Origin of the sequence: Streptomyces sp. Qhu_M48 (assembly GCF_051305195.1) — a bacterium.
Lineage (GTDB): Bacteria > Actinomycetota > Actinomycetes > Streptomycetales > Streptomycetaceae > Streptomyces.
In genome coordinates, this window is sequence record NZ_CP195432.1 from 4,366,456 (window position 1) to 4,379,269 (window position 12,814).

Below are 12,814 nucleotides of genomic sequence, written 5' to 3' on the forward strand. Positions count from 1 at the left end.
CGGCCGACGCCGGGTCGGCCGGTCCCGGGACCGGCCGTCCGAGCGGCCGCGGGGCACGGCGCCCGAGGCGGCCGGACCGGGCCGCGCTCTGGCCCTACCTCCTGGTCGCGCCCACCGTCCTCGGCGGCGTGCTCCTCCTCGGCTACCCCTTCGCCCGCAATCTGCTCATCTCCTTCCAGGAGTACGGACTGGGCGAACTCATCCGTGGGGAGGCCGGGTTCGTGGGGTTCGCCAACTACCGGACCGTCCTGGCCGACCCCGAGTTCTGGGAGGTCGTCCGCCGCACCCTCTGGTGGACCCTGGTGAACGTCGTGCTGATCATGGTGATCGGCACGCTGGTCGCCCTGATGACGCAGCGGCTCGGCCGGCGGATGCGGATGCTGGTGACGAGCGGGCTCGTCCTCGCGTGGGCGAGCCCGGTCATCGCCACCACCACCGTCTTCCAGTGGCTCTTCGCCTCCCGCCTGGGGGTGGTCAACTGGGTTCTCGTCCGGCTCGGGCTCGAGTCGTTCGAGGGGTACTCGTGGCTGGCGGACGGGCCCGCCGCGTTCAGCGTCCTGGTCCTGCTCGTGGTCTGGCAGTCGGTGCCCTTCGCGGCCATCACGCTGCACTCGGCGCTCCTGACCGTCCCGACCGAGCTGTACGAGTCGGCCCGCCTCGACGGGGCCGGCGCCTGGCGGATCTTCCGCTCGGTGACGCTGCCCCTCCTGCGGCCGATCTTCGGTCTCGTCCTCTGCCTGGAGGTCATCTGGGTCTTCCGCTGCTTCGCCCAGATCTGGGCCGTGACCAAGGGCGGGCCCGGCGAGGCGACGACCACGCTGCCGGTCTACGCCTACCGGGTGGCCCAGTCGCTGCACCGCTACGACCTCGGGGCGGCGGTCTCCACCCTCACCGTGCTGCTCCTCGTGGCCGTGCTGATCGCCTACTTCCGCCAGATGCTCCGACAGGAGGCCGACCGGTGACACCGCGCGCCCTGCGCCGACTCCCCCTGAACACCGCGGCGGCGCTCGTCTTCGTCCTGGCCGTCTTCCCGGTGTACTGGATGGTCCTGACCGCCTTCCGGCCGGCCCGTGACATCCAGTCCGAGACCCCTCGGTTCCTGCCCGTCTCCGTCACCCTGGACCACTTCCGCGCCGCCGTGGCCGCCGACGGCTTCTGGATCTTCTGGCGCAACAGCCTGCTGGTGACCGCCGGATGCGTGCTGCTCGCCCTGGTGGTGGCGCTCGCCGCCGCGTTCGCCGTCGCCCGGATGCGCTGGCGCGGCAGGCGGGGCTTCATCCTCATGGTCTTCATCGCCCAGGTGGCGCCCTGGGAGGCGCTGTTGATCCCGATGTACGTGATCGCCCGGGACGCCGACCTGCTCGACCGGCTGGCGACCCTGAGTCTCGTCTACTTCATGATCACCCTGCCCTTCACCATCGTCACCCTCCGGTCCTTCCTGGCGGCCGTCCCGGCCGAGCTGGAGGAGGCCGCGCAGGTCGACGGCTGTACCCGGGCCACCGCCTTCCGCCGTGTGACGCTCCCGCTGCTCGCGCCGGGGCTGCTCGCGACCTCGCTCTTCGGGTTCATCACCGCCTGGAACGAGTTCGCCTTCGCCAACATGCTCATCATCAAGAACCAGGACGACCGCACCCTGCCGGTCTGGCTCTCGTCCTTCTCCAACGTCTTCGGCACCGACTGGGGCGCCACCATGGCCGCCTCCACCCTCTTCGCCCTGCCCGTCCTCGTCCTCTTCCTGGTCCTGCAGGGCCGGGTCGCCGCCGGAATGACCGGCGGAGCCGTGAAGGGATAACGCACCGCGATGCCCCACCCCCGCCTCGTCCCCGAACCCACCCAACTCAAGCTCCTGCCCGGCCGGTTCACCTTCGACTCGACGACCGCGCTCAAGGTCTCGCCGGGCGCCGAGGGCGCGGCCGGACTGCTGCGCACCCTGCTCGGGCCGGCCACCGGCCTGCCGCTGCCCGCCCGCCCCGACGGCTCGGTCGTCCTGGCCCTCGACCGCGCGCTGACCGGCCTCGGCGAGGAGGGGTACGGCCTCACCGTCGGCGCCGGAGGGATCCTCCTGCGGGCCGCGCGGCCCCAGGGGCTCCTCGCCGGAGTCCAGACCCTCCGTCAGCTCCTGCCCGTGGAGGCCCTCCACGCCGAGCCCGTCGCCGGTGTCGCCTGGTCGGTGCCCTGTGCGCAGATCACCGACACCCCCCGCTTCCCGTGGCGCGGCTCCATGCTGGACGTCGCCCGCCGCTTCCGGCCCGTCTCCTACCTCCGGCGGTACGTCGACCTCCTGGCGCTCCACAAGCTCAACGTCCTCCACCTCCACCTCACCGACGACCAGGGCTGGCGCATGCCGGTCGCCGCGCTGCCCCGGCTGACCGAGGTCGGAGGGGCGCCGCACGGCGGTGCCTACACCCGGGCGGAGCTCACCGGTCTGGTGGCGTACGCGGCGGAGCGCGGTGTCACCGTCGTGCCGGAGATCGAGATGCCGGGCCATGTCCGCGCCGCTCTCGCCGCCTACCCCGAGCTCGGCAACCACCCGGGCCGCACCTATGACGTCTGGGACCGGTGGGGCGTCTGCGACACGATCCTCGGCGTCCACGACGGGGCCCTCGACTTCTGCCGCACGGTTCTGGACGAGGTGATGGACGTCTTCCCCTCCTCGTACGTCCACATCGGCGGTGAGGAGTGCCCCACCACCGAGTGGCACGACTCCCCCGCCGCCCGCCGACGGGCCGCCGAGGAGGGGCTGGCGGGCCCCTCGGCCCTGCACGGCTGGTTCATGGAGCGGATCGGACGCCATCTCCTCGACGCCGGCCGCCGCCCGCTCAGCTGGACCGAGAACGGCGCCGACCTCCCCCCGTACTTCACCGTCATGCCCTGGCGGGACGCCGACCACGGCCGCACCGCCGTCCGCCGCGGGCACCGCGTCATCATGGCGCCGCACCGCACCACGTACCTCGACTACCCCCAGTCCCACAGCCCCACGGAGCCGCCCGGCCAGGCCGGCGAGGTCGTCGACCTGCGCGCCGTCCATGGCAACGACCCGGCGCCGGCGGAGTGGAGCCCCGAGGAGGCCGCCCAGGTCCTCGGCTCGCAGGTGCAGCTGTGGACCGAGTACGTGCCGACCACGGCGCACGCCGAGTACCTGACCTTTCCGAGGCTCTGCGCCCTCGCCGAGGTCGTGTGGACCGGCCGTCACGACTGGCCCGGTTTCCAGGAGCGGCTCCGCCACCACAGGACGCGGCTCGACGCCCTCGGGGTGCCGCGCAGGCTCTCCCCCACGCTCCCGTCCCTCCTCACTCACGTACCCGCCCCCACCCCGTGACCGCTCCCGCACCCCCGTTCCACCCCAACGAAGGAGAGGAATTCCCCATGAGCGACCCCCAGAAGGCCCCCACCGGCAACAGGAGGCTGCGCATCCGCGCCGCGCTCGCCGTCGCCGCGGTGACCGGGCTCGGCGCCACCGCCCTCACCGCCCTCCCGGCCGCGGCGGCCGGCGAGGCCGTCACCGTCCAGTACCGGCAGAGCGCGACCGGCGGCGACCAGGTCGAGCCCTGGCTCAAGGTGGTCAACACCGGCACGTCGAGCGTGCCGCTGAGCCAGGTCAAGGTGCGCTACTACTTCAAGGCCGACGCGGGAGCCTCGTACACCTACGCCTGCTCCTGGGCCGTGAAGGGCTGCGCGAACCTCACCGGCACGTTCGGCACCCTGGCCAGCCCCACCGCGACCGCCGACCGCTACCTGGAGATCGGCTTCACCGCCGGTGCCGGTTCGCTGGCCCCCGGCGCGGACACCGGCGACATGCAGCTGCGTTTCCACCGCTCCAACTGGCAGCCGCTGAACCAGAACGACGACTACTCCTTCGGACCGGCCCAGACGACGTACGCCAACTGGTCCAAGGTCACGGCGACCGTGGGCGGGGTACCGGTCTGGGGCACCGCTCCCGCCGGGAACGAGCCGACACCGACGCCGACCCCCACCGGCCCGACCACCCCGCCGCCCGCCGGGGCCGCGCTCTTCGACGACTTCGCCTACACCGGACACACGGACCCGGCGATCAACGCCCACGGGTGGAGCGTGCGCTCCAACTCCGGCGGCCCCGGGGTGCCCGGCGCCACCTGGGCGCCCGAGAACGTCACCTTCGCCAAGGAGGGCACGAACTCGATCATGAACCTGCGGAGCTCGACCGCCGGAACGGGCGAGTCGACGCGGCACACCGAGATCCTCACGCGCGCCTCGAAGTTCAGGAACGGCACGTACGCGGCGCGGGTGCGCTTCTCCGACGCGCCGGTGTCCGGCCCGGACGGCGACCGTGTCGTCCAGACCTTCTTCACCATCAACGACCTCAAGGCGCCGATGGCCGACGACTACGCCGAGTACGACTTCGAGTACCTCCCCAACGGCGGTTGGGGCGAGCCCGCCAACATCCTCTACACCACGTCGTGGGAGACCTACCGCCCCGACCCCTGGGAGGCCGTCAACCAGCACTCCGAGGTCCGGACGAGCTACGCCGGCTGGCACGACCTCGTCCTGACCATCGACGACAACACGATCGTCTACTACGTCGACGGCCAGGAGTTCGGCCGGCACGACGCCCGCTACCTCCCCGAACGCCCGATGTCCATCAACTTCAACCAGTGGCTGATCGACCTCGCCGGCCAGACGTCGACCACACCGCGCGCCTACGACCAGAAGGTCGACTACGTCCTGCACGTCAAGGACCAGGTCCTGACCCCGGCCCAGGTCGCGGCCAAGGTCGGGGCGTACCGGTCGGCGGGCACGGCCTTCGAGGACTCCGTGCCGGCCACGTAGGAGCCGGACCGGTCCGGCTCGACCCGGGCCCGTGGCAACCCGGTCCGCCGTCCCCCCGGGGGTGGCGGACCGGTGCGTCGTCGCCGGCCGTGGTTGGCGCCGCTCACCGCACTGGCCGATAGTGGAAGGGGTGCCGGGGCGGCGGGCGAGATGTCGCCGCACGGCGCTCCGACGACCTGGTCGCCCCGGCTGAGGAAGCTGGTCGCATGGGTGGCGTTCCCCGAGTCCGACGTCCGAAGGTGCGGCTGCCGCCCGTCTACGCGGCGGCCGTACGGCGGTCGGTGCGGGTCACGCTCGCCGCGACGGTCGGCTTCTACGTGTTCCTGTACGGCTTCGGCTCGACGGTCGCCGCCACGTACGCGCTGTTCGCGGCGATCGCGCTGGCGGGCCTGTCGCACATCCCTGGCACCGGGCGGCAGCGGGCGGTGGTGCTGTCCCGCGCGGTGCCCGTCTGCTGGGTGCTGATCACGATCGGCACCTACCTCTCCGTACGGACCTGGACCGCGGCCCTCGGCATGCTGGTCATCGGCTTCGCGCTGGCCTTCATGGCGGTGGGCGGGCCGCGTCCGGCCGGAGCGGCCCCCGGGCTGCACCTGATGTACATCCTGCCCTCCTTCCCGCCCTACGATCCCGGTTCCCTGGGCGAACGCCTGATGGGAGCCACGGCGGGGCTCCTGCTGCTGATCGTCGCCGAGACGTTCCTGCTCCCCGAACGCGCGGTGGGCGTCTCCTACCGGGAGCTGGCCGCCCGCGCGTCCGACGGCGCGGCGCGCTGCGCCGACGAGCTGGCCACGGCCCCCTGCACGCCCTCCGGCGCGACACTGCGGGCCGCCCGGGAGCTGGGCGCGGGGCTGCGCGCCTCCCAGGTCCCCGAGGCGGAACGACCGGCGGGGGCGGGGGTACGGGACCGGGCGCTGACCCACACAGGTCTGGCCGTCCGCACCCTGCTGGCGCGGCTGGCGCTGCTGCCGCCCCCGCCCGGCGACCCCTCGTCGGGCCGGGCCGACCTGACCGTTCTGCACGGGGTGGCCGACGCCTCCCGGGAGACCGCGGCGCTCCTGCGGGGCCGGGAGGGGACGGCGTCCCCCGGGGGCCGGGAAGCCACCGGGGACGCGCGCGCCCGGCTGCGGGAGGCACGCCGGGCCCTGGCCGAGGGGCCCGAGGAGGGCGCCCCGCCCGCCGCGCTGCGCCGCCACGCGGCGATGCTGGAGGTCGCCGACGCCGCCCTCGCCACGTCCACGGCGGCGGAGCTCGCGGTACGGGGCCGGGCGGCCGCCGCGGCGGCGCCGGGACGGTTCTGGTACGCGCGGATGCGGGCTCCCGAGCTGTGGTGGCGACGGCTCACGGGCCACGCGGGACAGCGGTCGGTCTTCTTCCAGAACGCCGTACGCATCAGCCTGGCCCTCGCGGCGGCGCGGACGATCGCCGGGCTCGACACGCTCCCGCACGGCTTCTGGATGCTCCTCGCCACGCTGACCCTGACCCGGACGACGGTGCGCCAGACACGCGGCACGGTGCGGGTGGCGCTCACCGGCACCCTCGTCGGCGCGCTCGTCGCGACCGCGCTCCTCGCGGCGGTCGGGACGGACACCGTGGTGTACGCCGCGGCGCTGCCCCCGCTGATGCTGGTCACCTTCACGCTGGGCCCGGTGAAGGGGGTGGGGTGGGCGCAGGCGCTGTTCACGGTGCTCGTCGCCCTGGTCTTCGCCCAGTTGGCACCCGCGACCTGGCAACTCGCCGAGTTCCGGCTGCTCGACGTACTCGCCGGCAGCGCGGTCGGCGCGGCGTTCGGGCTGCTGGCCTGGCCCCGTGGTGCCCAGGACGAGCTGCGCAGATCGGTGGCGTGGATGCTCCGGATCGCCGCGGAGACCGTGGTGGCCACGACCGCCCAGGTCTCCACGGGCGGGTCGCGGGCTCCGGTGCCCACGGCGCCGGGCCACCGGTCGCTGCAGCACGCGCTGATCATGGCGGAGACGGCGTACGCCCAGTACCGGAGCGAGCCGAAGGAGAGGGCCGGCTCCGACGACCCGCACGACTGGCAGGCCGCGCTGATCTCGGGCCACCACACGCTCTGGGGCGCGGACCGGCTGCTCGTGCCACCCGAGCCGGTGGTCGTTCCGCCGCTGCCCGGGGAGTCGGCCGTGGCGGTCACGTTGATCGGCGACCGGGTGGCCGCCGGCATGCTCCTGGTCTCCGCCCGGCTGGATCCGCGCGGTGACACCCCCGGCACGCCGATGGCGCTGCGCGCCCGGGCCTTCGACGACCTCGCCGTCGAGTCTCCCGGTGCGCCGCGGTCGTACTACGCGACCGTGGAGTGGCTGGACTCGCTGACCACGGACCTGGAGCGGATCACCGGCGGGTCCGACGTGCCGGGTGGGGGCCGCGAGTGAGCTGAAGGGGGCCGATCGGTCAACTGACCCCGTCCGTACGCCCGGTCGGGCAGGCATCGCGCCGGAGCCCCTTCTCGGGGACGGTTCCACCGAGAGCGATGACCGGAGCCCGACCGGAGGGGGCCCTGCGGACGCACACCGGCGTGTTCTGGGCGCCCGATGTCACCCGGCGCCTGCGCCAGGGCGGAGTCGACGCTCGCGGCGAGGCGCTCCCGGTGTCGGCACCGGGGGCGCTCGTCGGCCCGTCGGCCGCCCGTCAGGTGCGCAGCCACACCGCCGTGTCCTCGGGGAGGCGGCCGTCGGCGTCCAGGGGGCCGCTCGACAGGAGCAGGCGTTGGTGCGGCGGGAGCGCGGCCGGGCTCGCGGAGAGGTTGACCACGCACACCAGGCCCTCGGGCCGCGCGAAGGCGAGTACTCCCTCCGCGGCGGGCAGCCACGTCAGGGGGCCGTCGCCGAAGCCCTCTGCCGTCCGGCGCAGGAGCAGGGCCGCCCGGTAGAGCGCCAGCATCGACCCCGCGTCGGTCCGCTGGCGGTCGACGGCGTAGCGGGCCCAGTCGGCGGGCTGCGGCAGCCAGGGTTCGGTGTGGGAGCCGAATCCGTACCAGGGCGCTCCAGCCTCCCACGGCAGGGGGACGCGGCAGCCGTCGCGGCCGGGGTCGGTGCCGCCGGAGCGGGCGTGCATGGGGTCCTCGATCCGGTCGAGCGGGACCTCCGCCTCGGGCAGGCCGAGTTCCTCGCCCTGGTACAGGTACACCGAGCCCGGCAGGGCGAGTGTCAGGAGCGCCGCCGCGCGGGCCCGGCGGGTGCCGAGTTCCAGGTCGGTGGGGGTGCCGAAGCGCTTCTTGGCGAAGTCGAAGCCGGTGTCCTCGCGGCCGTAGCGGGTGGCGGTGCGGGTCACGTCGTGGTTGCAGAGGACCCAGGTGGCGGGGGCGCCGACGGGGGCGTGTTCGGCGAGGGTGTCGTCGATGGTGCGGCGCAGCCGGTCCGGGTCCCAGGGGCAGGAGAGGAAGTTGAAGTTGAAGGCGGTGTGCAGTTCGTCCGGGCGCAGGTAGCGGGCGAAGCGCTCGGAGTCGGGGAGCCAGACCTCTCCGACGAAGACGGCGCCGTATGTGTCGGCTATCGCGCGCCAGGACCGGTAGATGTCGTGGAGTTCGTCCTGGTCGATGTACGGGTGGGGGTCGACGCCCTCGACGAAGTCGGCGAGCGCCGGGTCCTTGGCGAGCAGCGCGGCCGAGTCGATCCGTACGCCGGCGACCCCTCGTTCGAACCAGAAGCGCAGCACGTCCTCGTGCTCCTGGCGCACGGCCGGGTGGGCCCAGTTGAGGTCGGGCTGTTCGGGGGTGAAGAGGTGGAGGTACCACTCGCCGTCGTCCACCCGGGTCCAGGTGCGTCCGGAGAACTGGGAGGGCCAGGTGTTGGGCGGGAGTTCGCCGTCCTCGCCGCGGCCGGGCCGGAAGTGGAACAGCTCGCGTTCCGGGCTGCCGGGGCCGGCGGCGAGCGCGGCCCGGAACCAGGCGTGCTGGTCGGAGACGTGGTTGGGGACGATGTCGACGATCACACGGATGCCGAGTTCGCCGGCCTCGGCGATCAGTTTCTCGGCCTCGGCGAGGGTGCCGAAGGCGGGGTCGATGGTGCGGTAGTCGGCGACGTCGTAGCCGCCGTCCACCAGCGGCGAGAGGTACCAGGGGGTGAACCAGACGGCGTCGACGCCGAGTTCGGCGAGGTAGGGCAGTCTCGCCCGGACGCCCGCGAGGTCCCCGGTGCCGTCGCCGTCGCCGTCGGCGAAACTGCGCGGATACACCTGGTAGATGACGGCGTCGCGCCACCAGTCGTCGGTGCGATGCGAGAGAGGGGCTGCCACGTGAGGGTCCTTTCGGGCAGGTCGGGGTTCTTCGTCGCCGGCCCGGATGCCGCGGGGCATGGGATGGCGGGCCGGCGACGAAGGCTTCTGGGTGCGGTGGCGGGCGAGGGCGGTGGCCCGGGGACCGGCGGGAGCGCGGTCGGAGGACCGGCCGGTGTCGACCGGGTGCGGCCGGTCAGCCCTTGAGTCCGCCGGCGGTGAGGCCGCTCATGATGTTGCGCTGGAAGACCAGGAAGATGAGGAGGGTCGGCACGGAGGCGATGGTGAGCGCGGCGATGAGCACGTTCACCGGCACTCCGTTGGAGAGCGAGTAGATGCCGACGTTGAGCGTCTGCATCGCGGGGTCGGGGAGCGTGAGCATCGGCCAGAGGAAGTCCTTCCAGACCCCCACGACGGCGAAGATGGAGACGACGCCCAGGATCGGGCGCGAGATGGGCAGCACGATCGACCAGAGGATCCGTACCGGGGAGGCCCCGTCCATGGACGCGGCGTCGAGCAGCTCCTTGGGGATGGAGTCGAAGAAGCGCTTGAGCAGGAAGATGTTGAAGGCGTTGGTGACGGAGGGGAGCCAGATCGCCCAGGGTGTGTTGAGCAGGTTGCGCTCGATGATGGGCACGTCCAGGACGGTGAGGTACTGGGGTACGACGAGGACGGTCGCCGGGATCATCAGGGTCGCAAGCATGAGGCCCAGGATCGCCTTGCCGAGGACGGGGCGCAGTTTGGAGAGCGAGTAGGCGGCCGCCACGTCGAGGACGAGTTGGAAGGCGAGGGCGCCGAGCGCGTAGTAGAGGGTGTTGAAGAGCAGGGTGGCGAGGTCCATGACCTCCCACGCCCGGGTGTAGTTCTCCGGTTCGAACGTTCCCGGCACCAGAGTCGGGGGTGTCTGGATCACTTCCTGGGTGTCCTTGAAGCCGCTGGACACGAGCCAGTACAGGGGGCCGAGGAACGCCAGGGTGAAGCCGCCGACGACCACGGCGAAGACGGTCCAGTAGAGGACCTTGCCGCGCGGGCGGGCGAGCTGCGACGGCGAGATGAGTGTGCGTGTGGACATGGTGGTCTCCCCGGTCCTACTCGTCCTCGGCGCGGCTGAGCTTCACGTACGCCGCCGAGAAGCCGGCCAGGAGTACGAGCAGGAGCAGGCCGAGCGCCGCCGCGGCACCGTAGTTGTTGAAGTTGAAGGCGTACTGGTAGATGAGGTAGACGACGGTCGTGGTCGATCCCTCGGGTCCCGCGCCGCCGGTGAGCAGGAACGGTTCGACGAAGACCTGCATGGTGGCGATGACCTGCATGAGCAGCATCAGCGAGAGGATGAGGCGGGTCTGCGGGATGGTGACGTGCCAGATCTTGCGGAGGATTCCCGCGCCGTCGAGTTCGGCCGCCTCGTACAGCTCGCCGGGGATGGACTGGAGGGCGGCCAGGTAGATGAGGGCGGCGCCCCCCATGTTCATCCAGGTCGAGGCGATGACGACGGAGAGCATGGAGAGGTCGGGGTCCTGGAGCCACTGCTGCTCGGGCAGGCCGACGGTCCGGAACAGTTCGTTGAGGAGGCCGTAGCCGGGGTCGTACAGGTACTTGAAGAGGAGGACCGAGGCGACCGGGGGGAGCATGACCGGCAGGTAGACGAGGAGTCGGAGGTAGCCCTGGCCGTGGTGGAACTCGTTGATGACGAGGGCGACGACGAAGGGGACCGCGAAGCCGAAGACCAGGGCGAGCACGGTGAACAGGAGCGTGTTCCGCCAGGCCTGCCAGAAGGCCGGGTCGTTGACGACGGTGACGAGGTTGTCGAACCCGACCCAGGTGGTGTGGCCGCTCTCGGTCTTCTGGAAGGCGAGGAAGAACTCCCTGACCATCGGGTACCAGGAGAACACCGCGAAGCAGACGACCGCGCCGATGAGGAATCCGTGGGCGGTGAGGTTGCGCTGCAGGTTCTTGGCGAACCGGCCGCCTGGGGGTGCGGGGTCCGCCCCCCGCGGCGGGGAGGGGCGGGGGGATCCCGCCTTGCTCGGGGTCAGGCTGGGGGCCGACATCGTCGCTCCTTGGTGCTGGTCTGCCGGGGTGTGGTGCCGTGAGGGCCGGGTCCGGTCGGGCCGGCGGGGGCGGCCGGTCGGTCCGCCCCCGCCGGGGCCCGTCACTGATTGGCGAGGACCTGGTTGACCTGGGTCTCGGCGGTGGCGAGAAGCTTGTCGATGTCGGCGTCCTTGTTGGTGAGGAGACCCGACATCACGTTGTCGAGGACCTTGTAGACCTCCTGCGCCTTCGGCGGCTCGGCCTTGCCCGCGACGGGGCTGTCCATGAAGGCCTTGAAGTTCGCGACCGGCATGGTGGCGTGGGCGAGCCGGGCGGCGTCGTCCTTGGCCTTGGAGTCGTTCAGCCAGAAGTTGGGCTGCGGCACGCCGACGGGCAGAGCGTCCCGCTTGGTGCGGGCCCAGTCGAACTGGCCCTTGCCGACAGTGAGGTTCTTGTAGGTGAGCCAGGCGACCGCGGCCTTGATCTTGTCGCCGGATATCCCCTTCTTGATCATGTAGTTGTTGCCGCCGGCCAGCGTGTTCTTGCCGCCGGGGATGGGGCCCATGCCGAAGTTCTCGTACTTCGCGCCGAGCTGCTGGACCATGTACGCGATGTCGTCGGGGGCTGCGAGGAACATCCCGAGCTTGTCGGTCGCTATCTGCTTCTGCAGGTCACCCCACTTCAGCAGCTGCGTCCTGCCCATGGAGTCGTCCTCCCAGCGCATCGCGTGGAGGTTCCTGGCCACCTGCTTGCCCAGGTCGTTGTTGAACGCGGCCTTCGTACCCGACGCGTCCACCACATCACCGCCGACGCTGTACATCTGCGCGGTGAAGTGCCAGCCGCCGGTGTTGCCCGCGCTGTACTCACCGAAGCCCGCGACACCGTTCCCGAGCCCGGCGATCTTCTTCGCGGCGGCGCGGACCTCCTCCCAGGTGCGCGGCGGGGCGTCCGGGTCCAGACCCGCGTCCTTGAAGAGCTTGCGGTTGACCAGCAGACCCATCGTGTAATTGCTGGTCGGCAGCCCGTACAACTTGCCGTCCTGCTTGAGCGAGTTGAGGACGTTGGGGTCGATGTCCTTCAGGAGCGGCACGCTCTTGTCGTTGACGTACGCGGTGATGTCCGCGGCGCCGTCCTCGGAGAGGACCTGGGGCAGGTCGGTGAAGTACGTGTAGAACACGTCCGGCTGGGACTTGGCCTTGAGCATCGCGGTGAACCGCGGCGGCTCCAGACACTGGCCGGGTGTGGAGCGGCCCTCGATGGTGACGTTCGGGTACGTCTTGTTGAACTCGGCCACGTCCTCCTTCCACTCCTTGAGCTCGGCCGCCTTCGCCGTCGGGGGCATGCAGTCGATCGTGAGCGTCACCTTGGTCTTGGGGTCCAGCGGCGCGGTGGGGTCGGAGGACCCACCGCCCTCGGAACCGCCGGCGCCGTTGTTGTCGCTGCTGCTCGTGCCGCAGGCGGCGAGAGCGGTCAGTGTGAGGGCGGAGACGAGGGTGACCGCGCTGGCGCGGCGCGTGCGGCGGAACCGGGCTCTTCTCATGGGTGGTCCCCTTCGGGCCTGAACGTGGAGGTCGCCCCACCGCCTGTGCGTTGTGGGGCGCGGCACACTCAACCACTCTCAACAAGTGAACGCAAGATATCGCGCTGATTTCGTAATTGCCTGACAGGAGACGGGAGATGACGGGAGGGCGCTCCTCACGAAACCGACAGTTCACGGCCACCGGCGGGCTCGTACGCCCCTCACCGCAGC

Annotated in this window: 9 protein-coding genes; 5 read left to right on the plus strand and 4 right to left on the minus strand. The window is 71.8% G+C overall.

From position 1 onward, the window contains the following. The first annotated feature begins 101 nt into the window (after positions 1 to 101). From ACRRSS_RS19865 to ACRRSS_RS19885, 5 genes are all read left to right on the plus strand, one after another. Positions 102 to 962: a carbohydrate ABC transporter permease gene (locus ACRRSS_RS19865; RefSeq protein ID WP_435975381.1), complete on the plus strand. Its 861-nt coding sequence runs from the start codon at positions 102 to 104 to the stop codon at positions 960 to 962. Beyond that, positions 959 to 1,792, plus strand: coding sequence for a carbohydrate ABC transporter permease (locus ACRRSS_RS19870; protein ID WP_435972452.1), 834 nt, complete (start codon positions 959 to 961; stop codon positions 1,790 to 1,792). Before ACRRSS_RS19865 ends, ACRRSS_RS19870 begins: the two co-directional genes overlap by 4 nt. A gap of 9 nt (positions 1,793 to 1,801) precedes the next feature. Further along, positions 1,802 to 3,319 (plus strand): beta-N-acetylhexosaminidase, encoded by a 1,518-nt coding sequence (locus ACRRSS_RS19875; RefSeq protein WP_435972453.1) that lies wholly within the window; start codon positions 1,802 to 1,804, stop codon positions 3,317 to 3,319. Positions 3,320 to 3,366: 47 nt separating this feature from the next. Beyond that, a complete protein-coding gene (locus ACRRSS_RS19880) occupies positions 3,367 to 4,806 on the plus strand; it encodes a cellulose binding domain-containing protein (protein WP_435972454.1) in 1,440 nt (479 codons plus the stop codon). 206 nt (positions 4,807 to 5,012) lie between these two features. Continuing rightward, positions 5,013 to 7,196 carry an FUSC family protein gene (locus tag ACRRSS_RS19885; RefSeq protein ID WP_435972455.1) on the plus strand — a complete coding sequence of 728 codons (2,184 nt, stop codon included), beginning with the start codon at positions 5,013 to 5,015 and terminating at the stop codon, positions 7,194 to 7,196. A 256-nt stretch (positions 7,197 to 7,452) separates the two neighbouring features. On the opposite strand, the gene ACRRSS_RS19890 is transcribed toward ACRRSS_RS19885, so the two are convergent. From ACRRSS_RS19890 to ACRRSS_RS19905, 4 genes are all read right to left on the minus strand, one after another. Next, the gene (locus tag ACRRSS_RS19890) at positions 7,453 to 9,057 is read right to left on the minus strand and encodes a glycoside hydrolase family 13 protein (RefSeq protein ID WP_435972456.1); all 1,605 of its coding nucleotides are present in this window, start codon (positions 9,055 to 9,057) and stop codon (positions 7,453 to 7,455) included. A gap of 175 nt (positions 9,058 to 9,232) precedes the next feature. After that, entirely contained in the window at positions 9,233 to 10,108 is an 876-nt protein-coding gene (locus ACRRSS_RS19895) for a carbohydrate ABC transporter permease (RefSeq protein WP_435972457.1), read from the minus strand. Positions 10,109 to 10,124: 16 nt separating this feature from the next. Beyond that, on the minus strand, positions 10,125 to 11,084 hold the full coding sequence (locus ACRRSS_RS19900; protein WP_435972458.1) for a carbohydrate ABC transporter permease: 960 nt from the start codon (positions 11,082 to 11,084) through the stop codon (positions 10,125 to 10,127). Between the two features lie 101 nt (positions 11,085 to 11,185). Then, positions 11,186 to 12,604, minus strand: a complete 1,419-nt coding sequence (locus ACRRSS_RS19905) for an extracellular solute-binding protein (protein WP_435972459.1) — start codon at positions 12,602 to 12,604, stop codon at positions 11,186 to 11,188. Positions 12,605 to 12,814 lie beyond the last annotated feature (210 nt).

Bases quoted from the DNA above. Each gene is read 5' to 3' on its own strand.
- ACRRSS_RS19875 (WP_435972453.1), top strand. From the start codon at position 1,802: ATGCCCCACCCCCGCCTCGTCCCCGAACCCACCCAACTCAAGCTCCTG.
- ACRRSS_RS19885 (WP_435972455.1), top strand. From the start codon at position 5,013: ATGGGTGGCGTTCCCCGAGTCCGACGTCCGAAGGTGCGGCTGCCGCCC.
- ACRRSS_RS19880 (WP_435972454.1), top strand. From the start codon at position 3,367: ATGAGCGACCCCCAGAAGGCCCCCACCGGCAACAGGAGGCTGCGCATC.
- ACRRSS_RS19895 (WP_435972457.1), bottom strand. From the start codon at position 10,108: ATGTCCACACGCACACTCATCTCGCCGTCGCAGCTCGCCCGCCCGCGC.
- ACRRSS_RS19900 (WP_435972458.1), bottom strand. From the start codon at position 11,084: ATGTCGGCCCCCAGCCTGACCCCGAGCAAGGCGGGATCCCCCCGCCCC.
- ACRRSS_RS19905 (WP_435972459.1), bottom strand. From the start codon at position 12,604: ATGAGAAGAGCCCGGTTCCGCCGCACGCGCCGCGCCAGCGCGGTCACC.